Origin of the sequence: Burkholderia sp. LFS061, assembly GCF_047978125.1 — a bacterium.
In the GTDB taxonomy this organism is placed as follows: domain Bacteria; phylum Pseudomonadota; class Gammaproteobacteria; order Burkholderiales; family Burkholderiaceae; genus Burkholderia; species Burkholderia pyrrocinia_C.
On record NZ_JBFPFS010000029.1, the window covers coordinates 25,646 to 48,339 of the forward strand.

Here is a 22,694-nt window from a genome sequence, read left to right on the forward strand (position 1 = left end):
GGGCGGCCACGAGGCCGCCCTTCGTTCGTCCGGACCGGCAGCGCCGCCGGCCCGTTCGTCGCGATGCCGTTACAGGTTCGGCGACAGCGTGAGCGCGTTCGTCAGGTCGCCCATCGGCTGCGCGCCGTTGGCCTTCAGCGCGTCGTCGCGCTGTTGCAGGCCCGCGAGGCGCGGCAGCGAGTAGCGGCGCGTGATGAAGCGCAGGATCGAGCCCGTGTCGTACTGCGTGTGGTCGACGAAGCCCTTCTTCGCATACGGCGACACGATCAGCGCCGGAATGCGCGTGCCCGGACCCCAGCGGTCGGCGGTCGGCGGCGCGGCGTGATCCCAGAAGCCGCCGTTTTCGTCGTACGTGACGACCACGACCATGTTCTTCCACTGCGGGCTCGCCTGCAGGTGCGCGATCACGTCGGCGATGTGCTGGTCGCCGGAGGTGACGTCCGTGTAGCCCGGGTGCTCGTTCAGGTTGCCCTGCGGCTTGTAGAACGTCACCGCCGGCAGCGTGCCCGCGTCGATCGCCTTGATGAACTCGGCGCCGTTCGCGCCGCCGTCGAGCAGGTGCTGCGCGCGGTTCGCGGTGCCCGGCGCCTGGTTCGCGAAGTAGTTGAACGGCTGGTGGTGCGGCTGGAAGTTCGGCGTCGACAGGTCGGCGCCGTAGATCACGTTCGACGTGCCGTTCTGGCTCGCCTGCAGCGCCTGGCCCCACGCGCCGCTATACCATGCCCACGACACGTTCGCGCTGGTCAGCAGGTCGCCGATGTTGGTGGCCGTCTGCGGCGGCATCGTCGACGCGTTGGCCGGGTCGGCGAGCAGCGGGTCGCCGCCCGTGGCCGCCTTGTTGCCGCTCGGCTGATACGGCGGCTGCATCGTGTTGACCGCGAAGAAGTCGGGCGTGATCGCGCCGTCGTTGACGAACTTCGGCGGGCCGCTCAGCGCGGAGGCGGGCGAGTTCGTAGCGACCTTCAGCGACTTGCCGTCCGCGTTCAGCACGGCGATCTTGCCGGCCGCGGGGCTCGTGTTCGCGTTCGCGTAGAACGGCGCGCACGCGCAGATCAGGTACTGGTGGTTCAGGAACGAGCCGCCGAACGCGCCCATGAAGAAATTGTCGGCGAGCACGTACTGCTGCGCGATCTTCCACAGCGGCAGCTTCGACGGGTCCGGCGTGTAATGGCCCATCGTCAGGCCGCCGGCATCGGTCCACGCGGCGTACATGTCGTTCTTGCCGCCGTTGATCTGCATCTGGTCCTGGTAGAAGCGGTGCACGATGTCGCGCGTCGCGATGCTCATCGGCTGGTTGAAGCCGTTCGGATCGTCGATCGCGAATGGTGCGTTCGGCAGGTTCGCCGTCATCGCCTCGGTGAGCGCCGGCGTGATGCCGGTCGCGGTCAGGCCGCCCCAGACCTTCGGCAGCGTCGCCATCGTCGAGCCGTCGCGATCCTTCTGCACCGAGTTCGCGGCCGTCGCGTTCTGCAGGCCGTTCGCGCCCGGGAAGTTGCCGTACAGGTTGTCGAAGCTGCGGTTTTCCGCATAGATCACGACAACGTTCTTGACGGCCGACAGGCCCTGTTGCGTGACGTCGTCGCCGCCGCAGGCGGTCAGGCTGAGCGCGGCCGCGAGGGCGATCGGCGTATGGCGAATCCAGGCGTGCTTCTTCATGCGATGTTCTCTCTTTCGTCGTTGGTCGCGTGTGGGAACCGGGGTGGCTTGGGGCCGGCGCAGCAGGAGCCGGGCGCCGACCGGCTGCGCGCATTATCTGGAACCCGTTTGACAGGCGGGTGTAGGGGCGCTTTCAATTGACTGTCGGCGGAACGTCACGCGACGGACACGGAACTGACATAAGCTCCGGCCGATTGCCCACCGCTACCCATAGAACGACGATGCCCACCACCCCGAAATCCTTTGCGTCCGCGCGATCGTTGATCCATGCCGCGGCGGCCCTGGCGCTGGCTGCCGGGCTCGCGGCGCTCGCCGGTTGCGATGCACGGCCCGGCGCGAATTCGCCGGCGGCGGCCATCGTGCCGGCCGCCCAGGCCGCCCAGGCCGCCCAGGCCGCCCAGGCCGCGCCCGCGGTCGCACCGGCCAGCCAGCCGCAGACGCGTGCGCAGGTGTTCGAGGGCGTGAAGCAGATGACGGCGCTCGGCAAGCAACTGTTCTCCGATCGGTCGCTGTCGGGTTCCGGCAAGCTCGCGTGCGCGTCGTGCCACAGCGCCGAACACGCGTTCGGGCCGCCAAACGCGCTGTCGGTGCAGCTCGGCGGCGACGACATGCATCGCATCGGGTTCCGTGCGGCGCCGTCGCTGAAGTACTTGCGCGGCATCCCGCCGTTCAGCGAGCATTTCCACGATTCGCCCGACGAGGGCGACGAAAGCATCGACGCGGGCCCGACCGGCGGGCTGACCTGGGACGGCCGCGTCGACACGCGCGACGCGCAGGCGCGCATTCCGCTGCTGTCGCCGTTCGAGATGAGCAGCTCGCCGGCGCGGGTCGCGCAGGCGGTGCGCGCTGCGCCGTATGCGGACGCGTTCCGCAAGGCATTCGGCGAGCGGGTGCTCGGCGACGATCAGGCCGCCTTCGACGCGGTGTTGCGTGCGCTCGATGCGTTCCAGCAGCAGCCTGCGCTGTTCGATCCGTACACGAGCAAGTACGACGCGTACCTGGCCGGCCGCGCGCAGCTCACGCCGGCCGAGTTGCACGGTCTGCAACTGTTCAACGACGAGAAGAAGGGCAATTGCGCGAGCTGCCACATCAGCCAGCGCACGCTCGAAGGCGGCCCGCCGCAGTTCAGCGATTTCGGGCTGATCGCGATCGCGGTGCCGCGCAACCGCGCGCTGCCTGTGAACCGCGACCCGAGCTTCCACGATTTCGGCGCGTGCGGCCCCGAGCGCACCGACCTGAAGGGCCGCGACGAATTCTGCGGGCTGTTCCGCACGCCGTCGCTGCGCAACGTCGCGCTGCGCAAGACGTTCTTCCACAACGGCGTGTATCACTCGCTCGAGGACGTGATGCGCTTCTACGTCGAGCGCGACATTCATCCGGAGAAGTTCTATCCGGTCGTGCACGGCAAGGTGCAGATCTACGACGACCTGCCGAAGCGCTACTGGCCGAACATCAACCGCGAACCGCCGTTCGACCGCAAGCGCGGCGAGCAGCCGGCGCTGAACGCGGCCGAGATCAAGGACGTGATCGCGTTCCTGGGCACGCTGACTGACGGATATCAACCCGGGTCGACGCAGGCGGCCCGCTAAGGCCCGTTATTAGAGGGAACAGGCCCGAAAGCGTCGCACGCGGCACGCATGCTATGCTCGCTCGCTGACGGGCGTGGCGCGTGCCGGTTCGCCGGCATGCACCGCGCCGTTCGATCGAACATCCAAGGAGAACAACATGTCGATGCGTGCATCCCTTTCCGTCGTCACGCGTGTGCTGGCCGGCGCCGCGTGCGTTGCCGCGATGCTGCCCGCCCACGCGCAGAACAACCTGAACTTCCTGAACGACACGCCGCTCAGCTATTTCAGCAAGGCCGACACCGCATCGCTGTCGAAGGCCGCCGCGAAGGTGCGCGACGAAGGCAAGGACGGCGAGACGACGACGTGGCAGAACAGCGGCAGCCGCACGCAGATCGAGGCGAAGCTCACGCCGACCACGACCGAGACGGACGGCAAGACCTGCCGCGAAATCACCACCGACATCACCGCGAAGGGCCAGACGATGACGCTCAAGCCCGTCTACTGCAAGACGGCCGCGGGCAAGTGGCAGTTGCAGAAGCGCTGAGCACGCGGGTGATGAAGCGGGGCGACGCGCCGCGCGCGGTGTCGTGCGGCGTCGTGATCCTCGATGCGGCCGGCCGCGTGTTCCTCGCGCACGCGACGGACACCACGCACTGGGACATCCCGAAGGGGCAGGGCGAGCCCGGCGAGACGCCGGCCGACGCGGCGCTGCGAGAGCTGCTCGAGGAAACCGGCATCGAGTTCGCGCCGGCCCGGCTGCTCGATCTCGGCCGCTTCGCGTACCGGCACGACAAGGACCTGCACCTGTTCGCGGTGCAGGTGGCGGACGGCGAGATCGATCCCGCGCTGTGCACGTGCACGTCGCTGTTCCCGAGCCGTCGCGACGGCTCGATGATTCCCGAGATGGATGCGTACCGCTGGACCGCGCCGGGCGATATCGACGCGTATGCGAGCCGCAGCCTCGCGCGGCTGTTTCGCACGAAGCTGTCGCTGGCGGAACTGCATCGGCGGCTGTCGGGCGCGTGAAGGAACGCTGTGGCTTCCGTCGCCGCGTCTCTTGGCTTCGTTGCATGCAATAAAAAACCGGCGCTCGAGCCTAATGCCGTTCAGTTAAGAACTGAACGGCATTTTTTATTAGCAGCGCCACCCGATAGAACGGGTGGCGTTTTTTTTGCAATCGCGTCGCATGACGCGCCGGGTTGCCATCGCGTTTCGGATTTCAGTGCGCGGATTCGCGGGTGGCGCAAGCGCGCCGGAGACGCTGGGCGATAGTCAGGCACTCGCCAGGACGATCGCAATGAGCCTGGCTTTCACACGTCTCAAAATGGAGAATTGGCCATGAGCAGCCCGTCGGGAATTAACCGTTCGTCACCGAGCATGCGGCAGTTGGAAACATCCCAGGTTATCGCCCCGCGCCCCGACAATTCGCGTCCCGGCGGGAGCGTATCGGGAGGCGGATCGTCACCACAGCTCCAGGCTTTGACGCCTCATTCGAGTACGGCGACACTGGTAACGAACAGGGCCCCCCTGCCCTCCGCACGCGCGTCATCGGCATCGGCACCCGCACCGGAAACCGGCTTTTCACCGGTGCCGACGAGAGGAGGCGCCAAGGACTGGGCGGAATGGTATGCAGCCAACGCGTCGAAAGTCGGCACGTCGGCGGGCGACGTAGCGGCAGGAAAACAAAGGAAGCTGCCGGAAGAACTCCCTCCGAGGCTCCAGGAGGCGCTCAGATTCCTCGAGAAAACGGATGACCTCAAACAATATAGCTCTCCGAAAGAACTTATCGACCACCTCAGGCAAGTGAACAACTCTCGGCCGGGTGTGGAATTTTTCGACGAGACCAAGAGCCAGTTTCGCGTTTTCCCCGGTGAAATGGACCCCTCCAACAATGGGTTCCCGAAGAATTGGGACCTTGGAACACCCACGGCGCATGCGGTTCCGACCGAACTGGACCCGGCGACCACGACCTCCCTCGCACACGTCACCCGGCCGAGTGCGCTTCGCCACTTCGATCACGCACAGGTCAATGTGGACAGTGGAGAGGGAGAATTCGGCAAAGGATTCTATCTGACGACCGGGCACGAGACCGCCGCACAAAACCAAATTGCTTCGGTCTGGAACAAGCCGGGCGCCAAGGAGAACCTTCAGGAGGTGCTTCGCTTCGACGTCGGAAACAACGTGTTGCGCAAGATGGTCGAGACGGATGGACAGCGCGATTTCCTCGTCCATGTGATGCAGAATCGCAATGGTTACCCGGAGGACATGACCGAGCAGGCTGCCGTCGAGATGATCAATCAGATCAACGCGCAGGGAAAGGTTCTGATCTTTCCCGACAACAAGGACACCAAGGTCAAGATCGACTCGACCAACGAGAAGAGTTGGCACGAGTATGTCGAAATGAAAGGCGGGACCGGCGATCACTATATGGTGATCGGTCCGCAAAAGCCGGACGACCTACAAGGCATCCGGCAAATCGCGATGCGTTATCAGATGGGCGAGTTCATGATCAATTCGGTTCCGCGCTCGCATCAACAGATGTGAACCGAACAGGTGGCGGTGGCCCGTACCGGCCCCGCTTCTGGAAAAGACCGGGCATCGCCCCGGCCCTCGAGCCGGTTTTTTCATGGTCGCGCGACGTCGGCCCGAGGCCGCGCGCCGCACGCGGAGCAGGCCGTCAGGCCGGCTTGCCCCAGCTGTCGCGCAGCCCGACGATCCGGTTGAACACGGGCTTGCCCGGCTTCGAATCGACACGGTCGGCAACGAAGTAGCCGTGCCGCTCGAACTGCAGGCGCGTTTCCGGCGCGATGTCGCTGTTGCCCGGCTCGACGTACGCCTGCACGATCTTCTTCGAATCGGGATTCAGCGCTTCGAGGAAGTTCGCGCCGCCCGCGTCCGGATGCGGCTCCTTGAACAGGCGGTCGTAGATCCGCACTTCGGCCGGTTGCGCATGCTTCGCGCTGACCCAGTGGATGTTGCCCTTGACCTTGTACGTGTTCGCGCCGTCGGTGCCCGACTTGCTGTCCGGGAAGTAGTTGCAGTGCACGGCCGTCACGTTGCCGTCGGCGTCCTTGTCGAAGCCCGTGCACTCGATCACGTAGCCGTAGCGCAGGCGCACCTTGTTGCCCGGGAACAGGCGGAAATAGCCCTTCGGCGGGTTCTCGACGAAATCCTCGCGCTCGATCCACAGCTCGCGCGAGATCGGGAACGTGCGCACGCCGCGCTCCGGGTGATGCGGATGCACGGGCGCCGTGCACGCTTCTTCCTGGTCTTCCGGATAGTTGTCGATCACGAGCTTCAGCGGATCGAGCACCGCGACCGTGCGCGCGGCCTTGTCGTCGAGGTCGTCGCGCAGCGCGCCTTCGAAGATGCTCATGTCGATCCACGAATCGATCTTCGTCACGCCGATCCGCTCGCAGAACAGGTGGATGCTCTCCGGCGTGAAGCCGCGGCGGCGCACGCCGACGATCGTCGGCATCCGCGGGTCGTCCCAGCCGTCGACGTGGCCTTCGGTGACGAGCTGCAGCAGCTTGCGCTTGCTGGTGATCGCGTACGTGAGGTTCAGCCGCGAGAATTCGATCTGTTGCGGCAGCGGGCGCGTGAACACGCCGGCTTCCGCGAGTTCGTTCAGCACCCAGTCGTACAGCGGGCGGTGATCCTCGAATTCGAGCGTGCACAGCGAATGCGTGATGCCTTCGAGCGCATCCGAGATGCAGTGCGTGTAGTCGTACATCGGATACACGCACCATGCATCGCCGGTGCGGTAGTGGTGCGCGTAGCGGATCCGGTAGATCACCGGGTCGCGCATGTTCATGTTCGGCGAAGCCATGTCGATCTTCGCGCGCAGCACGTGCTCGCCTTCCTTGAACTCCCCGGCCTTCATGCGGCGGAACAGGTCGAGGTTTTCGTCGGGCGTGCGGTCGCGGAACGGCGACGGCTTGCCGCCTTCCGTCAGCGAGCCGCGGTTCGCGCGCATTTCGTCGGCGCTCTGGCTGTCGACATATGCCTTGCCGCGCTTGATCAGCAGCTCGGCGAATTCGTACAGCTTGTCGTAGTAGTCGCTCGCGAAATACTGGTGGTCGACCGCGTCCTTGCGCCAGTCGAAACCGAGCCAGCGCACCGCGTCGACGATCGAATCGACGTACTCGACGCTTTCCTTTTCCGGGTTCGTGTCGTCGAAGCGCAGGTGGCACACGCCGCCGTAGTCGCGCGCGACGCTGAAGTTCAGGCAGATGCTCTTCGCGTGGCCGATGTGCAGATAACCGTTCGGCTCGGGCGGGAAGCGCGTTTCGACGCGGCCGCCCCATTTGCCGGTGCGGTTGTCGTCGTCGATGATGTTGCGGATGAAGTTGGAAGCCGCGGGGGCGTCGTTGCGTTCGGTGCTCATGCGGTTGGCGTCAGGTTGTGTCGGCGCGTCGCGCCGGTTTAATCCTGTAATTCTACCTGACCGGGGTCCGTCCCGCGCGGCTTGCGGGTGAAGGGCGGTGCGTTCGCGATGCGTGCCGCAATATCTCGATAGTGTGTCGGCTGTAACACGACGTAAATCGGATTGCTCGCGCCGTTCGGGTTTTCCTATGATGGCTTCACCGATTCAATGCCGCCATTCGCGTAATTGCGTGGCGGGAGGAAGCCAATAATCATGATGAAGAAGACCACTTTTCTCGTTCGTACCGCGGTGATCGTCGCGGCGCTGTCGCAACTCGGCGCATGCGCGATGACGCATACGCAACGCAATGCCGGTATCGGCGCGGCCGCTGGCGGCGCGCTCGGTTACCTGATCACGGGCGGCCCGGTCGGCACGGTTGCCGGCGCGGCGGCAGGCGGCCTGGTCGGCGCCGGCGTGCGCTGATCGAAGCCGGCGCGATCGAGCGCCGGCCGGGCGTGACGCCGATTCGAGCGCGTCACGATCCGCTGCACATCCTTCCGGTTTTTTGACAGGCAGCATCAGGGAGAGGAGGGTGTGCGACACTTCGTCGACATCACATTACGACACCATTCGTCGACGAATCCTTTCATGAGCGCCCCCCTCGTTTTCGTCCTGCCGGGCTACGCCAATTCGGGCCCGCTTCACTGGCAAAGCCGCTGGGAGCGCGCCGATGCGCGCTTCTCGCGCGTCGCGATGCCCGACTGGGACCGCGCGTTTCGCAACGGCTGGTGTCTCGCGCTCGATCGCGCGGTCGAAGCCGCGCGCGGGCCGGTGCTGATCGCCGGCCACAGCCTCGGCACGCTGACCGCCGCGTGGTGGGCGACGCGTTATGCGCGCCCGGCCGCGCTCGCGAAAGTGCGCGGCGCGCTGCTCGTCGCGCTGCCCGATCCCGCCGGGCCGGCGTTTCCCGCCGACGCGCACGGCTTCGGGCCCGTGCCGCACGAGCGGCTGCCGTTTCCGACCTGCGTGGTCGCGAGCAACGACGATCCGTACGGCTCGCTCGCGTTCGCGCGCGGCTGCGCACATGCGTGGGGCAGTGAATTCCGCGACATCGGCCCGCGCGGCCATATCAACGCGGACAGCGGGCTCGGCGACTGGCCGGCCGCGCGCGGCTGGCTGGACGCGCTCGCGCGGTAGACGCCGGTCGGGTAGCCGTCGCCGCGCGAGCCGTTGAAGCGTCGATCGTCAGATCGCCTGCTTTGCCTTCAACGCCGCAATCCGTTCGTCGTCGTAGCCGAGCATGTCGCGCAGCACGTCGTCGGTCTGCGCGCCGAGCAGCGGCGGGGCCGTGCGCGCGTCGGGCGGTGTCGCGCTCATCCGGATCGGGTTGCGCACGAGCTGCACGTCCGCGCCGCACGGGTGCGGCAGCGACACCTGCATCCCGCGCGCGATGACCTGCTCGTTGTCGAACACTTCCTCCAGATCGTTGATCGGCCCGCACGGCACGCCGGCCGCTTCGAGCACGCCGATCCAGTCGGCCTTGCCGCGCGCCTTCACCATCTCCGCGAGGATCGGCACCAGCGTGTCGCGGTGGCGCACGCGCGACGGGTTCGTCGCGAAGCGCTCGTCGTCGGCCAGTTCGGGCCGGCCGCCGGCCTCGACGAACTTGCGGAACTGCCCGTCGTTGCCGACCGCGACGATGATCCACCCGTCGCTCGTCTGGAACGTCTGGTACGGCACGATGTTCGGATGTGCGTTGCCCCAGCGCATCGGCGGCTTGCCGCTCGCGAGGAAGTTGGTGTTCATGTTCGCGAGCAGCGCGACCTGCACGTCGAGCAGCGCCATGTCGATGTACTGGCCTTCGCCGGTACGGTCGCGGTGCGCGAGCGCGGCGAGCACGGCGATCGTCGAGTAGAGGCCGGTCGCGAGATCGGCGATCGCGACGCCGGCCTTCTGCGGGCCGCCGCCCGGCTCGCTGTCGCGCTCGCCGGTGATGCTCATGAAGCCGCCGATTCCCTGCACGATGAAGTCGTAGCCCGCGCGGTGCGCATACGGGCCGGTCTGGCCGAAGCCGGTGACCGAGCAGTAGACGAGATCGGGCTTCACCGCGCGCAGCGATTCGTAGTCGAGCCCGTATTTCTTCAACTGGCCGACCTTGTAGTTCTCGAGCACGACGTCGCATTGCGCGGCGAGTTCGCGCACGATCTGCTGGCCTTCGGGCGTCGCGATGTCGATCGTCACCGAGCGCTTGTTGCGGTTCGCCGCGAGGTAGTACGCGGCTTCGGCGGTATCCGCGCCGTCCGCGTCCTTCAGGTACGGCGGCCCCCAGTGGCGCGTGTCGTCGCCGGCGCCGGGGCGCTCGACCTTGATCACGTCCGCGCCGAAATCGGCGAGGGTTTGCGCGCACCACGGGCCCGCGAGCACGCGGGTGAGGTCCAGCACGCGGATATGGCTCAGGGCACCCATCGTCGAATCGTCTCCTTTCATGGCTGGCCTCCGTTGCTCGGCAAGGCCGATTGGCATGCCGAGCATCTTAAGGCGAATCGGCCGCGCGGGTGGCCCGGCCGGGCCGGCCGGATGGCCGGGCCGCTTTGCCGGCGCTTTGCCCGGAAGCCGGCCCCGATCCCGTATAATCGATCGTTTCCGAATCCATGCCGCCGCGCGCCCCGCCTGGGGCGACGGCGTTTGAAGCCGTCTTTGCCAGACTGTCCCCGCACGCCATGAAAGCTGCCGAAATCCGCGAGAAATTCCTCAAATTCTTCGAATCGAAGGGCCACACGATCGTCCGCTCGTCGAGCCTCGTGCCCGGTAACGACCCCACGCTGATGTTCACGAACTCGGGCATGGTCCAGTTCAAGGACGTCTTCCTCGGCACGGACCAGCGCCCGTATTCGCGTGCCACGACGGCGCAGCGCAGCGTGCGCGCGGGCGGCAAGCACAACGACCTCGAGAACGTCGGCTACACGGCGCGCCACCACACGTTCTTCGAGATGCTCGGCAACTTCTCGTTCGGCGACTACTTCAAGCACGACGCGATCCGCTTCGCGTGGGAGCTGCTGACCACGGTCTACCAGCTGCCGAAGGAAAAGCTGTGGGTCACCGTCTACCAGGAAGACGACGAGGCGTACGACATCTGGGCGAAGGAAGTCGGCGTGCCGGCCGATCGCATCATCCGGATCGGCGACAACAAGGGCGCACGCTACGCGTCCGACAACTTCTGGACGATGGGCGATACGGGCCCGTGCGGCCCGTGCACGGAAATCTTCTACGACCACGGCCCGGACGTGTGGGGCGGCCCGCCGGGGTCGGCCGAGGAAGACGGCGACCGCTACATCGAGATCTGGAACCTCGTGTTCATGCAGTTCAACCGCGACGCGCAGGGCAACATGACGCGCCTGCCGAAGCAGTCCGTCGACACCGGCATGGGCCTCGAGCGCCTCGCAGCGGTGCTGCAGCACGTGCACAGCAATTACGAGATCGACCTGTTCCAGAACCTGATCAAGGCCGCCGCGCGCGTGACCGAGATCAGCGACCTCACCAACAACTCGCTGAAGGTGATCGCCGATCACATCCGCGCGTGCTCGTTCCTGATCGTCGACGGCGTGATCCCCGGCAACGAAGGCCGCGGCTACGTGCTGCGCCGGATCGTGCGCCGTGCGATCCGCCACGGCTACAAGCTCGGCCGCAAGGGTTCGTTCTTCCACAAGCTGGTGGCCGACCTCGTCGCCGAGATGGGCGCCGCGTATCCGGAGCTGAAGGAAGCCGAACAGCGCGTGACCGACGTGCTGCGCCAGGAAGAGGAGCGCTTCTTCGAAACGATCGAGCACGGGATGTCGATCCTCGAGGGCGCGCTGGCCGACGTCGAAGCGAAGGGCGGCAAGGTGCTCGACGGCGAACTCGCGTTCAAGCTGCACGATACCTACGGCTTCCCGCTCGACCTCACGGCCGACGTGTGCCGCGAGCGCGGCATGACGGTCGACGAGCCGGCATTCGACGACGCGATGGCGCGCCAGCGCGAGCAGGCGCGCGCGGCCGGCAAGTTCAAGGCCACGCAGGGCCTCGAATACACGGGCGCGAAGACCACCTTCCACGGCTACGAGGAAATCGCGTTCGACGACGCGAAGGTCGTCGCGCTGTACGTCGACGGTTCGTCGGTCAACGAAGTGAAGGCCGGCCAGGATGCGGTCGTCGTGCTCGACCACACGCCGTTCTACGCGGAATCGGGCGGCCAGGTCGGCGACCAGGGCGTGCTCGCGAATGCGTCGACGCGCTTCGCGGTGGCCGATACGCTGAAGGTGCAGGCCGACGTGATCGGCCACCACGGCTCGCTCGAGCAGGGCACGCTGAAGGTCGGCGACGTGCTGCGCGCGGAAATCGACGCGCACCGCCGCGCGCGCACGCAGCGCAACCACTCGGCCACCCACCTGATGCACAAGGCGCTGCGCGAGGTGCTCGGCGCGCACGTGCAGCAGAAGGGCTCGCTGGTCGACGCCGAAAAAACCCGTTTCGACTTCGCGCACAACGCGCCGATGACCGACGACGAAATTCGTCGCGTCGAGCAGATCGTCAACAACGAAATCCTCGCGAACGCGCCGGGCATCGTGCGCGTGATGCCGTACGACGAAGCGGTGAAGGGCGGCGCGATGGCGCTGTTCGGCGAGAAGTACGGCGATGAAGTGCGCGTGCTCGACCTCGGCTTCTCGCGCGAACTGTGCGGCGGCACGCACGTGCACCGCACCGGCGACATCGGCTTGTTCAAGATCGTCGTCGAAGGCGGCGTCGCGGCCGGCATCCGCCGCGTCGAGGCGATCACCGGCGACAACGCGGTGCGCTTCGTGCAGGATCTCGACGCCCGCATGAACGAAGCGGCGGCCGCGCTGAAGGCACAGCCGTCGGAACTCACCCAGCGCATCGCGCAGGTGCAGGACCAGGTGAAGTCGCTCGAGAAGGAACTGGGCGCGCTGAAGTCGAAGCTCGCATCGAGCCAGGGCGACGAGCTCGCGCAGCAGGCCATCGAAATCGGCGGCGTGTACGTGCTGGCCGCGACGCTCGACGGCGCCGACGCGAAGACGCTGCGCGAAACGGTCGACAAGCTGAAGGACAAGCTGAAGAGCGCGGCGATCGTGCTGGCGGCCGTCGAAGGCGGCAAGGTCAGCCTGATCGCGGGCGTCACGCCCGACGCGAGCAAGAAGGTCAAGGCCGGCGAGCTCGTGAACTTCGTCGCGCAGCAGGTCGGCGGCAAGGGCGGCGGCCGTCCGGACATGGCGCAGGCAGGCGGCACCGAGCCGGCGAACCTGCCGGGCGCGCTGGCCGGCGTCAAGGGCTGGGTCGAAGAGCGTCTTTGATCGGCCTGGCCGGCGCGGCGCCCGAGAGGGCGGAGCGCCGGCCGGCACCGCGCGGTTCTTTTGGCGGAATCGCATGAAACGAAACGACCCGATCGGCCATTGGCCGGTCGGGTCGTTTTGCGTTTGCACGGGGTGCAGGTGGCTGATCCGCCCGCCATGCCTGACGCACGAGCGGTAGCCGGCCATGCAGACGGGCGGCGCGCGGGTGCGTCGTCGTGCGTCCGTCGGCGGATCGCGTCAGGCCGGCTGCGCCACGCGCGGCTTCTGCGCCGGGTCCGGCTGCCGCGCGGCTTCGCCAAGCGCATCGCGCAGCGCGGCGAGCGCCGCCGACGCATAACCCTGCCGCCACGCGAGCAGCGTATCGATGCCTTCGAGTTCGGGAATCGTGTGCGCGGCGATGTTGCCGGTCTCGGGCTGCAGGTCGAGCACCGAACGCGGCGCGACCGCGATGCCCGCGCCGGCCGCGACGCACGCGACGATCGCGTGATACGAGCCGAGTTCGAGCACGCGCGCCGGCTTCATCCCATGCGCGGCATACCACTGCTCGGCGTACTTGCGATACGCGCAGCCGCGCTCGAACGCGATCAGCGTCGGCAGGATCACGTCGCGCGGCGTGCGCACCGGCGGATGGCCGCGCGGCGTGAGCAGCACCAGATCCTCGCGGAAGACCGGCACCGTCTCGAACGTGTCGGGCAGCGTGTCCGGCGCGGGTGGGCGCGCGAACAGCGCGGCGTCGATCTCGAAGTCGCGCACCTTGCCGATCAGCCAGCCCGTCGTACCCGTCACCAGTTCGAGCGACACGTCGGGCCACGCATGGTGATAGCGCGCGAGAACGGTCGGCAGCCGGCTCGCGGCGGTGCTCTCCATCGTGCCGAGCCGCAGCCGCCCGCGCGGCGAGTCCTCGCGCACCGCGTCGCGCGCCTCGTCGGCGAGCGCCAGCAGCCGCTCCGCATACGGCAGCAGCGTGTGCCCGGCCGGCGTCAGCACGAGCCGGCGGCCGTCGCGCACGAACAGCGCGGCGCCGAGTTCTTCCTCGAGCTGCTTGATGCGCGTCGTGACGTTCGACTGCACGCGATTGAGCTTCGCCGCCGCGCGCGTCACGCCGTTCTCGCGCACGACCGCCCGGAAAATCGCCAGCGCCGCCAGATCCATGATTCTCTCCAGGCGATGGATGGATTCTTAATTATTCATTTTTCGAGATTATCTGGTCAAGCTACGATGGATGCATTCCGGTTTCCGATCCGGCCGGCGCGTCGCGCTCCGGCCCTTGCCGCCATGTCCCGCTCCGATGCCCCGACCGCCGCCGCCGGCGCGCTTCCGTCCGATCAGGCCGACCGACGCGCCCGCGCGGCCGCGCTGGCCTGCATGGTCGGCCTCGCCGTCGTGCTCGGCGTCGGCCGTTTCGCATTCACGCCGCTGCTGCCGCTGATGCTCGCGGACGGCTCGATCGGCTTGAAGGCCGGCGGCTGGCTCGCATCGGCGAACTATGCGGGTTACTTCGCAGGCGCGGTCAGTTGCGCGGCGCTGCGCGTCGCACCCGCGCGGATGGTTCGCTTCGGGCTCGCGGCCACCGTGCTGCTCACCGCCGCGATGGGCATCGGCCACCTGCTGCCCGTGTGGCTCGCGGTGCGCTTCGTCGCGGGTGTCGTCAGCGCGTGGACGTTCGTGTTCGTATCGCAATGGGGGCTGCGGCGCCTGGCCGAACTGCACGCGCCCGAGTGGAGCGGAGTGATCTATGCGGGGCCCGGCGTCGGCATCGTGCTGACGGGGCTGATCGGCAGCGCGCTGGCCGGCCGGCCGGCAGCGTCGGGCTGGCTCGGCTTCGCGGCGCTGTCGGCCGTGCTGTCGGTCGCGATCTGGCGCACCTTTGCGGTCGCGCCGGCGCAAGCCTTGCCGCCGGCCGGCACCACGCCGCACGCGGCCTCGGCGGCTTCCGTGGCGCCGGCCGACGCGCGCCGCCATCGAGCCGATGCCGCGTGGCTCGTCGTGCTGTACGGGACGCCGGGCTTCGGCTACATCATCACCGCGACGTTCCTGCCCGTGATCGCGCGCGCCGTGCTGCCGGCCGGTTCGCCGTGGCCCGACCTGTTCTGGCCGATGTTCGGCGCGGCGCTGATCGTCGGCGCGATCGCCGCCGCGCGACTGCCCGGGCACTGGGACAACCGGCTGCTGCTGGCGGCCGGCTGTGCGACACAGGCGCTCGGCATCGCGGCCGGGATCGTGTGGCCGAACGCGCTCGGCTTCTCGGTCGGCAGCGCGCTGCTCGGGCTGCCGTTCACCGCGATCACGCTGTTCGCGATGCGCGAGGCGCGGCGCCTGCACGGCGAGCGCGCGGCCGGGCTGATGGGCTATGCGACCGCGTCGTACGGGGTCGGGCAGATTATCGGGCCGCTCGTCGCGGCACCGCTCGCGGCGCGCTTCGGGTCGTTTTCCCCCGCGTTGTGGGTCGCGGTGGCCGCTCTGCTCGTGGGTGCCGCCGGCTTCGCGGCGATCGCGGCAAAGGGCCGCCTGCGACGCTGACGCCGGCGGGGCCGGATCGTCTGCGGTGCGGGCAAACTCGCTAGAATGGAAGCCTTTCCCGCGCCGAGCGGGTGCGCGGGCGGCCGGCAGGCGGCCGCCGGGCGTCCGCCAGATCCCCATCGATGACCACCGCCGACTACCGCTTTTGCCCGCGCTGCGCGAGCCCGCTGACCGAGCGCGCCGATCCCGAACATGAGGGCGGCCGCGTCCGCCAGGCGTGTCCCGACGATACCTGCGGCTATGTCCACTGGAACAATCCGCTGCCCGTCGTCGCCGCGATCGTCGAGCTCGACGGCAAGATCCTGCTCGCGCGCAATGCGGCCTGGCCCGAAGGGATGTTCGCGCTGATCACCGGTTTCCTCGAAAACGGCGAGACGCCCGAGGACGGCATCGCGCGCGAGGTGTTCGAGGAAACGGCGCTGAAGGCCGAGCACGTGTCGCTCGTCGGCGTCTACGAATTCATCCGCAAGAACGAACTGATCATCGCGTACCACGTGCGCGCGTCGGGCACGGTCGCGCTGTCGCCCGAACTGCTCGAATACCGGCTCGTCGAGCCGCCGCTGCTGCGCCCGTGGCGCGCCGGCACGGGCGTCGCGCTTGCCGACTGGATGCGTGCGCGCGGCCTCGATTTCGAATTCGTCGACCGGCCGGGGCAGTGACGGGCCGGCCCGTCCGCAGGGTTTCATCCGACGTGCCGCGCGCGACCGCGACGCGGCGCTTCGCCTGTTGCCGGCGCGCCGTGCCACCCGGCCGCCGCGCTTCGTCTTCATCGTCCCCATCGTCCTGACCGCCATCACCATGTCCGACAAGCCGCAGCCGCGTTCCCGCGACGCCTACCGCCACTTCCTGCCGATCACGACCCGCTGGATGGACAACGACGTCTACGGGCACGTGAACAACGTCGTCTACTACAGCTACTTCGACACCGTCGTGAACGAGTACCTGATCCGCGCGGGCGTGCTCGACGTCGAGCACGGGCAGACGATCGGGCTCGTCGTCGAGACGCAGTGCAACTACTTCGCACCGCTGGTGTTTCCGCAGTCGGTCGACGCGGGGCTGCGCGTCGCGAAGCTCGGCACGTCGAGCGTGCGCTACGAGGTCGGGCTGTTCGCGCAGGGCGACGCATCGCCCGCCGCGCAGGGGCATTTCGTGCACGTGTACGTCGATCGCGGCACGCGCCGCCCGGTGCCGCTGCCCGACGCGCTGCGCGCCGCGCTCGACCCGCTCGCGGCCTGACGGTTCGCGGTGCACGCGGTCGCGCTCCAGGCCTTCAACGGCCTCAGCTACGGTTTGCTGCTGTTCATGCTGTCGGCGGGTCTCACGCTGATCTTCAGCGTGCAGGGCGTGCTGAACTTCGCGCATGCGAGCTTCTACATGCTCGGCGCGTATCTTGGCTACAGCATCGCGGCGCGCGCGGGCTTCTGGCCCGCGCTCGTGCTCGCGCCGCTCGCGGTCGGTCTGCTCGGCGCCGGCTGCGAACGCGCTCTGCTGCGCCGCGTGCAGGCGCGCGGCCATACGAGCGAGCTGCTGCTGACCTTCGGCCTCGCGTACCTGATCGGCGAGGGCGCGAAACTGCTGTGGGGGCTCGCGCCGCTGCCGGCGCCCGTGCCGACGCTGTTCGACGGCGCACCCGTGACCGTATTCGGCCTCGCGCTGCCGCGCTACCGGTTGTTCATGATGGGGATGTCGACGGCGATGCTGGTCGCGCTTGGCGCGCTGCTGCGCGTGTCGCGCATCGGGCTCGTCGTGCGCGCGGCGCTCACGCATCGCGCGGCCGTCGAGGCGCTCGGCTACGACGTGCCGCGCGTGATGACGGCGCTGTTCGGCGCGGGTACCGCGCTCGCGGCGCTGGCCGGCGTGATCGGCGCGCCGCTCGCGGTGATCGAACCCGCGCTGGCCGAGACGGTCGGGTCGGTCGTGTTCGCGGTCGTCGTGATCGGCGGGCTCGGTTCGCTCGGCGGCGCGTTCGCCGCATCGCTCGCGGTCGGTTTCGCACAGACCTTCGCGGCCGCGAGCGACACGTCGCTGCGCGACCTCGCGTTATGGGCCGGCGTCGCGCTGCCCGACAGCGTGGCCGCGGTGTCGATCGCGCAGCTGGCGCCGCTGGTACCGTACCTGCTGCTCGTCGCGGTGCTGGTCGCGCGGCCGCGCGGGCTGTTCGGCGAGCGCGCCGATGCGTAGCCGCGCGCTCGCCGGCCTTGCGCGCTGGTCGCTGTTCGCCGCGTGCGTCGCGCTGCCCGCGTGGCTGTGGCCGCACGGCGCAGTGCTCGGCTATCTCGCGCAGACGGCCGCGCTCGTCGTGCTCGCGCTGTCGTACAACCTGCAGCTCGGCACGACCGGGCTGCTGTCGTTCGGGCATGCGGCGTTCGCGGGCCTCGGCGCATTCGCGGCCGCGCACTGGTTCAACCGCTTCGGCGGGCCGCTGCCGCTGCTGCCGCTCGTCGGCGGCATGGCCGGCGCGGGCTTCGGCTTCGTCGCCGGGCTGCTCGCGACGCGCCGTTCAGGCACCGCGTTCGCGATGATCACGCTCGGGCTCGGCGAATGCGTCGCGGCCGCCGCGTGGAGCGTGCCCGCGTGGTTCGGCGGCATCGGCGGCGTGCCGATCGATCGCGCGAGCGGCACGCCGTGGGGCGGCTGGCATTTCGGCGCGCCGGTACAGGCATACGCGGTGATCGCTGTATGGTGCGTCGTGTCGGCGTTCGCCATGCATGCGCTGACGCGCACGCCGCTCGCGCGGCTCGCGAACGCGGTGCGCGACAACCCGGAACGCGTTGCCGCGCTCGGCACCGATCCGCGCCGCGTGCGGCTCGCGATGGTCACTTGTGCGTCGTTCTTCGCAGGCATCGCCGGCACGCTGACGTTGATCGACGTCGAAATAGCGACGCCCGACAGCGTGTCGATGGCGCGCTCGGCGACCGTGCTGATCGCCGCGGTGATCGGCGGCACCGGCGCGTTCTTCGGGCCGGCGGCCGGCGCGGCCATGCTGACCGCGCTGAGCATCGTCGTCGCGGGCGTGTCGCGCGCGTGGGCGCTGTATCTGGGCGTCTTGTTCGTCGTGATCGTGGTGGCTGCGCCGCGCGGGATCGCGGGCATCGCGCAAGCGCTCGCGCATGCGTTGCGCCGCGGCGCGCCGGCGGCCGAGCGGTGGCGCATGCTGTGCGGCGTCGGCGCGTGCATGTTCTGGGGCGTTGCGATCGTCTGCGCGGCCGAGCTCGGTTATGCGTGGCGCTTCGCGCAGGACGGCGGCACGGGCCTCGCGTTCGGCGCCTGGAGCATCGACGCCGATACGCCGGCCGGCTGGGCCGTTGCATGCTCGGCGGCCGGCATCGGCGCGCTGCTGTGGGGCTGGCGTGCGCGGCTCGTGCAGGGCACGCGGGCCGGCAAACGGGAGGACGGGCGATGAACGGCAATGCGATCGCGCTGCATGGCGTCACGCAGCGCTTCGGTGCGCAGACCGTGCTCGACGGCGTCGAGCTGAGCATCGCGGCCGGCGAGCGCCATGCGCTGATCGGGCCGAACGGCGCAGGCAAGTCGACGCTGTTCGGCGTGATCGCGGGCGCGACGCGGCCGACCCGCGGGCGCGTCGTGCTGCACGGCGTCGAGCTGCGCGGGCGCGGGCCGGTCGTCGCGAGCCGCCTCGGCATCGGCCGCAGTTTCCAGCAGACGAGCGCGTTCGCGCGGCTGACCGTGTTCGACAATCTGCGCTGCGCGGCGCTGCATGCGCCGGCCGAGCGGCGGCGCTGGTGGAACCGGCTGCGCGAATCGGCGTCGGTCGATCTCGCCGCCGCGCGTGTGCTGCACGACATCGGTCTCGACGCGCGGCGCGACACGCCGGCCGCCGAACTGAGCTATGCGGAGCAGCGCGCGCTCGATCTCGGGATCGCGCTCGCGAGCGGCGCGCGCACGCTGCTGCTCGACGAGCCGACGGCCGGCATGAGCCGCACGCAGGCGGCGCGGATGATCGCGCTGATCCGGGCGACGACGCAGGGCCGCACGGTGCTGATGATCGAGCACGACATGGATGCGGTGTTCGGCTTCGCCGAACGCATCACGGTGCTCGTGCGCGGCACGGTGGTCGCGACCGGCGAACCCGATGCGATTCGCGCCGATCCGGTGGTGCGCGCCGCGTATCTCGGCGAGGGCAGCGTATGACGAGCGCACTGCTCGACATTCGCGACCTGCGCGCGTGGTACGGGATGCAGCCCGTGCTCGACGGTGTCGATCTCGCGCTCGCGCCGGGCGAGACGCTCGCGCTGCTCGGCCGCAACGGCTCGGGGCGCTCGACGCTCGCGAAGGCCGTGATGGGGCTCGTGCGCACGGCCGGCTCGGTGTGCATCGCCGGCGCCGAATGCGCGGGCGCGCGCACGTTCGAGATCGCGCGGCGCGGCGTCGCTTACGTTGCCGAAAGCCGCGATGTATTTCCGCTGCTGACGGTGCGCGACAACCTGAAGCTCGGGCTGCGCGGCACGCGTGGCGCGGCCGAACGCGCGGCGCTCGAACGCCTGTTCGACCGTTTTCCGCTGCTGGCCGCGCGCGCGGACGTGAAGGCCGGGCGGCTGTCGGGCGGCGAGCAGCAGGTGCTCGCGCTGGTGCGTGCGCTCGCCGGCAGCCCGCGCGTGCTGATCGTCGACGAACCGGCCGAAGGGCTCGCGCCGCTCGCGGTCGACGAAGTCGGTGCGTGCCTCGCCGCCCTGCAGGCCGACGGCGTCGCGATCGTGCTGATCGAACAGCGATTGCAGCTTGCGCCGAGGTTGACGACGCGCGTCGCGGTAATGGGGCGCGGACGGATCGTCTACGACGGCGCGCTCGACGGCCTGGGCGGAGACGTCGCCAACGCGTGGCTGAGCGCCGGCTGACGACGCCGAACCGATTGTTCGGCTGGCCCCGCCAGACAATTCGCGTCGAGCCGCTTTATCGCCGCCGCGCGGCGCCTTAAATTGCCACTCATGCCGGGCCGCCGCATCGACGCGGCGACCGGCGCCATCCATCGATAGTCTTCTGACTGAGGAATGAAATCATGAGCAAGCTGACAGGCAAGGTAGCGATCGTCACGGGCGGTTCGAAGGGCATCGGTGCCGCGATCGCGCGGGCGCTGGCCGCGGAAGGCGCGTCGGTCGTCGTCAATTACGCGAGCAGCAAGGCGGGCGCCGACGCGGTGGTGAGCGCGATCGTCGAAGCTGGCGGCCGCGCGGTCGCGGTCGGCGGCGACGTGTCGAAGGCAGCCGACGCGCAGCGCATCGTCGATACGGCGATCGACACGTACGGCCGTCTCGACGTGCTCGTCAACAATTCCGGCGTGTACGAATTCGCGCCGATCGAAGCGATCACCGAAGAACATTACCGCCGGCAGTTCGATACGAACGTGTTCGGCGTGCTGCTCACGACGCAGGCGGCCGTCAAGCATCTCGGCGAAGGCGCGAGCATCATCAACATCAGCTCGGTGGTGACCAGCATCACGCCGCCCGCCAGCGCGGTGTACAGCGGCACCAAGGGCGCGGTCGACGCGATCACCGGCGTGCTCGCGCTCGAGCTCGCCCCGCGCAAGATCCGCGTGAACGCGATCAACCCGGGCATGGTGGTGACCGAGGGCACGCACAGCGCGGGCATCATCGGTTCCGATCTCGAAGCGCAGGTGCTTGGCCAGACCCCGCTCGGCCGCCTCGGCGAGCCGAACGACATCGCGTCGGTTGCCGTGTTCCTCGCATCGGACGATGCACGCTGGATGACCGGCGAACACCTCGTCGTGAGCGGCGGGTTGAACTGATCCCGCGATACGGCAAGTCGGCACCATCGGCGCGCGTGCGCCGATGGTGCCGATTACGTCGTCAAGCGATCATCGCCAGCGCGTTCGCGCCGACGTGCCAGCGCAGGCTCTCGACGACGAGCGCGTGATTGCGTTCGGAGTCGAGCCCCGCGATCGTCATCGCACCGACGAGGCCGGCACCGGCGACTCGCAACGGCACGCCGCCGCCGTCGAGTGCGTAGTCGTCGTCCGACAGGCCCTGCGACCGCAGCGACCAGCCGGCGCGGCGAAACTGCGCGCCGACCTCGAGCGAACTCAGGCCGAAACGGAGCACCGTGTTCTGCCGGCGGCGGATCGCGTCGCTGTCTTCCGCACGGCTGCCGTCGAGCGCGCAGTAGAACAGCGGTGCCGCTTCGCCGACGATGCCGACCGCGATCGGCAGCCCGCGGCGCGATGCGATATTGACCGCGATTTCCCCGAGCCGGCGCGCGGCGTCGGCATTGAAGCGCGGCAGCGCCGTGTGCGGCGCGGCGTGATCGATGCGCAGGAAGGTCGTCACCATGGCGGCTCCGTATCGTCACAAGTCGTGTTCGCGCGCCGGCGTTGGCTCGTCACGGGCCGCGCGCTTGCCCGTGATTTGTTCAGCGCTTCGGCGCCGCGTCGAGCATCCACTCGTGCGCGGGATCGTTCTTGAATGCCCACGCGCGGCTCGGCCCGGCCATCACGTTCAGGTAGTACAGGTTGTAGCCGTGCGGCGCGACGACCGGGTGGTAGCCGCGCGGCACCATCACGACGTCGTGGTTCTCGACCGCACATGCTTCGTCGAGGCTGCGGTCGTCCGTGTACACGCGCTGGAACGCGAAACCCTGCGGCGGGTCGATCCGGTGGTAGTAGGTTTCTTCGAGCGAGGTCTCGTCGGGTGCCGCGTCGCGGTCGTGCTTGTGCGGCGGATAGCTGCTCGAATGGCTGGCCGGCGTGACGACCTCGACGACCAGCAGCCGGTCGGCCGCAGGGTTGTCGCCCATCAGGATGTCGCACACATAGCGCGTGTTGGTGCCTTGCCCGCGCACCGAGCGGCGCATCCGTTCGCCGTCGAGGCGCCGCACCGGCTTGTCGCCGCTCGCGTATGGCGCGGTGCACAGCGCGATTTCCGCATCGCGCGTCGCGGCCAGCGTGACGGTCTTGCCGCCCGGCACGTACAGCGCGTCCGGCGACACGTCTTCGAAGACGCTGTCGCGCTTGCCGAGCGCATCGTAGGTTTCGCCGTCGACGTCCGCGCGCACCGTGCCCGTGAGCACGACGACGCACAGCTCGCGCGCGCCGGTGTCGAGCGTCTCGGTGTCGCCGGCCTTCAGGCGCAGCGCGCGAAAACCGACATGCTTCCAGCCGGCCGACTCGGGCGTGACGTTGCAGATTTCGCGGTCGGCGGATGCCTTGACCAGCAGGGGAGAAATCGTCATGGGGTGGGGCTCCGCAATAGGGTAGGGCTCAAGCGT

General features: G+C 68.8%; 21 protein-coding genes. 15 read left to right on the plus strand and 6 right to left on the minus strand.

Going from position 1 to position 22,694, the window contains the following annotated elements:
- Nucleotides 1–69: 69 nt before the first annotated feature.
- Nucleotides 70–1,656 (minus strand): acid phosphatase, encoded by a 1,587-nt coding sequence (locus ACNQQL_RS23410; RefSeq protein WP_347066029.1) that lies wholly within the window; start codon nucleotides 1,654–1,656, stop codon nucleotides 70–72.
- Nucleotides 1,657–1,877: 221 nt separating this feature from the next.
- On the opposite strand from ACNQQL_RS23410, the gene ACNQQL_RS23415 reads away from it, so the two are divergent.
- From ACNQQL_RS23415 to ACNQQL_RS23430, 4 genes are all read left to right on the plus strand, one after another.
- Nucleotides 1,878–3,245, plus strand: coding sequence for a cytochrome-c peroxidase (locus ACNQQL_RS23415; protein ID WP_347066031.1), 1,368 nt, complete (start codon nucleotides 1,878–1,880; stop codon nucleotides 3,243–3,245).
- Nucleotides 3,246–3,381: 136 nt separating this feature from the next.
- Nucleotides 3,382–3,768 carry an RT0821/Lpp0805 family surface protein gene (locus tag ACNQQL_RS23420; RefSeq protein WP_072444405.1) on the plus strand — a complete coding sequence of 129 codons (387 nt, stop codon included), beginning with the start codon at nucleotides 3,382–3,384 and terminating at the stop codon, nucleotides 3,766–3,768.
- A gap of 11 nt (nucleotides 3,769–3,779) precedes the next feature.
- The gene (locus ACNQQL_RS23425) at nucleotides 3,780–4,250 is read left to right on the plus strand and encodes an NUDIX hydrolase (protein WP_347066110.1); all 471 of its coding nucleotides are present in this window, start codon (nucleotides 3,780–3,782) and stop codon (nucleotides 4,248–4,250) included.
- Between the two features lie 312 nt (nucleotides 4,251–4,562).
- Nucleotides 4,563–5,768 (plus strand): hypothetical protein, encoded by a 1,206-nt coding sequence (locus tag ACNQQL_RS23430; RefSeq protein WP_347066034.1) that lies wholly within the window; start codon nucleotides 4,563–4,565, stop codon nucleotides 5,766–5,768.
- Nucleotides 5,769–5,901: 133 nt separating this feature from the next.
- On the opposite strand, the gene ACNQQL_RS23435 is transcribed toward ACNQQL_RS23430, so the two are convergent.
- Nucleotides 5,902–7,611, minus strand: coding sequence for a glutamine--tRNA ligase/YqeY domain fusion protein (locus tag ACNQQL_RS23435; protein WP_204426201.1), 1,710 nt, complete (start codon nucleotides 7,609–7,611; stop codon nucleotides 5,902–5,904).
- Nucleotides 7,612–7,863: 252 nt separating this feature from the next.
- Between ACNQQL_RS23435 and ACNQQL_RS23440 the strand changes: the two genes are divergently transcribed.
- Nucleotides 7,864–8,073, plus strand: a complete 210-nt coding sequence (locus ACNQQL_RS23440; RefSeq protein ID WP_006497729.1) for an ornithine acetyltransferase — start codon at nucleotides 7,864–7,866, stop codon at nucleotides 8,071–8,073.
- Between the two features lie 165 nt (nucleotides 8,074–8,238).
- Nucleotides 8,239–8,787 (plus strand): RBBP9/YdeN family alpha/beta hydrolase, encoded by a 549-nt coding sequence (locus ACNQQL_RS23445; protein WP_347066038.1) that lies wholly within the window; start codon nucleotides 8,239–8,241, stop codon nucleotides 8,785–8,787.
- Between the two features lie 48 nt (nucleotides 8,788–8,835).
- Here the strand turns inward: ACNQQL_RS23445 and ACNQQL_RS23450 are convergent, their stop codons facing one another.
- Nucleotides 8,836–10,056, minus strand: a complete 1,221-nt coding sequence (locus tag ACNQQL_RS23450; RefSeq protein WP_347066112.1) for a CaiB/BaiF CoA-transferase family protein — start codon at nucleotides 10,054–10,056, stop codon at nucleotides 8,836–8,838.
- Nucleotides 10,057–10,310: 254 nt separating this feature from the next.
- Here ACNQQL_RS23450 and alaS point away from each other — a divergent pair, with 254 nt between their 5' ends.
- Nucleotides 10,311–12,935 (plus strand): alanine--tRNA ligase, encoded by a 2,625-nt coding sequence (gene alaS, locus ACNQQL_RS23455; RefSeq protein ID WP_347066040.1) that lies wholly within the window; start codon nucleotides 10,311–10,313, stop codon nucleotides 12,933–12,935.
- A 237-nt stretch (nucleotides 12,936–13,172) separates the two neighbouring features.
- Here alaS and ACNQQL_RS23460 read toward each other — a convergent pair whose 3' ends face one another.
- Nucleotides 13,173–14,087 carry a LysR substrate-binding domain-containing protein gene (locus ACNQQL_RS23460; protein ID WP_347066042.1) on the minus strand — a complete coding sequence of 305 codons (915 nt, stop codon included), beginning with the start codon at nucleotides 14,085–14,087 and terminating at the stop codon, nucleotides 13,173–13,175.
- A 123-nt stretch (nucleotides 14,088–14,210) separates the two neighbouring features.
- Between ACNQQL_RS23460 and ACNQQL_RS23465 the strand changes: the two genes are divergently transcribed.
- From ACNQQL_RS23465 to ACNQQL_RS23500, 8 genes are all read left to right on the plus strand, one after another.
- Complete coding sequence (locus tag ACNQQL_RS23465) at nucleotides 14,211–15,455, plus strand: YbfB/YjiJ family MFS transporter (RefSeq protein WP_347066044.1); 1,245 nt, start codon at nucleotides 14,211–14,213, stop codon at nucleotides 15,453–15,455.
- 122 nt (nucleotides 15,456–15,577) lie between these two features.
- Entirely contained in the window at nucleotides 15,578–16,114 is a 537-nt protein-coding gene (locus ACNQQL_RS23470) for an NUDIX domain-containing protein (RefSeq protein ID WP_072444388.1), read from the plus strand.
- Between the two features lie 139 nt (nucleotides 16,115–16,253).
- Nucleotides 16,254–16,691 carry an acyl-CoA thioesterase gene (locus ACNQQL_RS23475; protein WP_047901196.1) on the plus strand — a complete coding sequence of 146 codons (438 nt, stop codon included), beginning with the start codon at nucleotides 16,254–16,256 and terminating at the stop codon, nucleotides 16,689–16,691.
- Nucleotides 16,692–16,700: 9 nt separating this feature from the next.
- Nucleotides 16,701–17,636 (plus strand): branched-chain amino acid ABC transporter permease, encoded by a 936-nt coding sequence (locus tag ACNQQL_RS23480; RefSeq protein WP_347066047.1) that lies wholly within the window; start codon nucleotides 16,701–16,703, stop codon nucleotides 17,634–17,636.
- Nucleotides 17,629–18,858, plus strand: coding sequence for a branched-chain amino acid ABC transporter permease (locus ACNQQL_RS23485; protein WP_347066049.1), 1,230 nt, complete (start codon nucleotides 17,629–17,631; stop codon nucleotides 18,856–18,858). The genes ACNQQL_RS23480 and ACNQQL_RS23485 overlap by 8 nt, the downstream gene beginning before the upstream one ends.
- A complete protein-coding gene (locus ACNQQL_RS23490; protein WP_347066051.1) occupies nucleotides 18,855–19,607 on the plus strand; it encodes an ABC transporter ATP-binding protein in 753 nt (250 codons plus the stop codon). The genes ACNQQL_RS23485 and ACNQQL_RS23490 overlap by 4 nt, the downstream gene beginning before the upstream one ends.
- Entirely contained in the window at nucleotides 19,604–20,311 is a 708-nt protein-coding gene (locus ACNQQL_RS23495; protein WP_347066053.1) for an ABC transporter ATP-binding protein, read from the plus strand. Before ACNQQL_RS23490 ends, ACNQQL_RS23495 begins: the two co-directional genes overlap by 4 nt.
- Nucleotides 20,312–20,472: 161 nt before the next feature.
- Entirely contained in the window at nucleotides 20,473–21,219 is a 747-nt protein-coding gene (locus ACNQQL_RS23500) for an SDR family NAD(P)-dependent oxidoreductase (RefSeq protein WP_072444378.1), read from the plus strand.
- A 61-nt stretch (nucleotides 21,220–21,280) separates the two neighbouring features.
- Here ACNQQL_RS23500 and ACNQQL_RS23505 read toward each other — a convergent pair whose 3' ends face one another.
- Together ACNQQL_RS23505 and iolB are read right to left on the minus strand one after the other, a co-directional pair.
- Nucleotides 21,281–21,760, minus strand: coding sequence for a heme-degrading domain-containing protein (locus tag ACNQQL_RS23505; protein WP_204426212.1), 480 nt, complete (start codon nucleotides 21,758–21,760; stop codon nucleotides 21,281–21,283).
- Nucleotides 21,761–21,839: 79 nt separating this feature from the next.
- Complete coding sequence (iolB, locus tag ACNQQL_RS23510) at nucleotides 21,840–22,658, minus strand: 5-deoxy-glucuronate isomerase (protein ID WP_204426213.1); 819 nt, start codon at nucleotides 22,656–22,658, stop codon at nucleotides 21,840–21,842.
- Nucleotides 22,659–22,694: the final 36 nt, after the last annotated feature.

Excerpts from the sequence above, each read along its gene's own strand:
- ACNQQL_RS23410 (WP_347066029.1), bottom strand. The coding sequence starts at position 1,656 with ATGAAGAAGCACGCCTGGATTCGCCATACGCCGATCGCCCTCGCGGCC.
- ACNQQL_RS23415 (WP_347066031.1), top strand. The coding sequence starts at position 1,878 with ATGCCCACCACCCCGAAATCCTTTGCGTCCGCGCGATCGTTGATCCAT.
- ACNQQL_RS23420 (WP_072444405.1), top strand. The coding sequence starts at position 3,382 with ATGTCGATGCGTGCATCCCTTTCCGTCGTCACGCGTGTGCTGGCCGGC.
- ACNQQL_RS23425 (WP_347066110.1), top strand. The coding sequence starts at position 3,780 with ATGAAGCGGGGCGACGCGCCGCGCGCGGTGTCGTGCGGCGTCGTGATC.
- ACNQQL_RS23430 (WP_347066034.1), top strand. The coding sequence starts at position 4,563 with ATGAGCAGCCCGTCGGGAATTAACCGTTCGTCACCGAGCATGCGGCAG.
- ACNQQL_RS23435 (WP_204426201.1), bottom strand. The coding sequence starts at position 7,611 with ATGAGCACCGAACGCAACGACGCCCCCGCGGCTTCCAACTTCATCCGC.
- ACNQQL_RS23440 (WP_006497729.1), top strand. The coding sequence starts at position 7,864 with ATGATGAAGAAGACCACTTTTCTCGTTCGTACCGCGGTGATCGTCGCG.
- ACNQQL_RS23445 (WP_347066038.1), top strand. The coding sequence starts at position 8,239 with ATGAGCGCCCCCCTCGTTTTCGTCCTGCCGGGCTACGCCAATTCGGGC.
- ACNQQL_RS23450 (WP_347066112.1), bottom strand. The coding sequence starts at position 10,056 with ATGGGTGCCCTGAGCCATATCCGCGTGCTGGACCTCACCCGCGTGCTC.
- alaS (WP_347066040.1), top strand. The coding sequence starts at position 10,311 with ATGAAAGCTGCCGAAATCCGCGAGAAATTCCTCAAATTCTTCGAATCG.
- ACNQQL_RS23460 (WP_347066042.1), bottom strand. The coding sequence starts at position 14,087 with ATGGATCTGGCGGCGCTGGCGATTTTCCGGGCGGTCGTGCGCGAGAAC.
- ACNQQL_RS23465 (WP_347066044.1), top strand. The coding sequence starts at position 14,211 with ATGTCCCGCTCCGATGCCCCGACCGCCGCCGCCGGCGCGCTTCCGTCC.
- ACNQQL_RS23470 (WP_072444388.1), top strand. The coding sequence starts at position 15,578 with ATGACCACCGCCGACTACCGCTTTTGCCCGCGCTGCGCGAGCCCGCTG.
- ACNQQL_RS23475 (WP_047901196.1), top strand. The coding sequence starts at position 16,254 with ATGTCCGACAAGCCGCAGCCGCGTTCCCGCGACGCCTACCGCCACTTC.
- ACNQQL_RS23485 (WP_347066049.1), top strand. The coding sequence starts at position 17,629 with ATGCGTAGCCGCGCGCTCGCCGGCCTTGCGCGCTGGTCGCTGTTCGCC.
- ACNQQL_RS23490 (WP_347066051.1), top strand. The coding sequence starts at position 18,855 with ATGAACGGCAATGCGATCGCGCTGCATGGCGTCACGCAGCGCTTCGGT.
- ACNQQL_RS23495 (WP_347066053.1), top strand. The coding sequence starts at position 19,604 with ATGACGAGCGCACTGCTCGACATTCGCGACCTGCGCGCGTGGTACGGG.
- ACNQQL_RS23500 (WP_072444378.1), top strand. The coding sequence starts at position 20,473 with ATGAGCAAGCTGACAGGCAAGGTAGCGATCGTCACGGGCGGTTCGAAG.
- ACNQQL_RS23505 (WP_204426212.1), bottom strand. The coding sequence starts at position 21,760 with ATGGTGACGACCTTCCTGCGCATCGATCACGCCGCGCCGCACACGGCG.
- iolB (WP_204426213.1), bottom strand. The coding sequence starts at position 22,658 with ATGACGATTTCTCCCCTGCTGGTCAAGGCATCCGCCGACCGCGAAATC.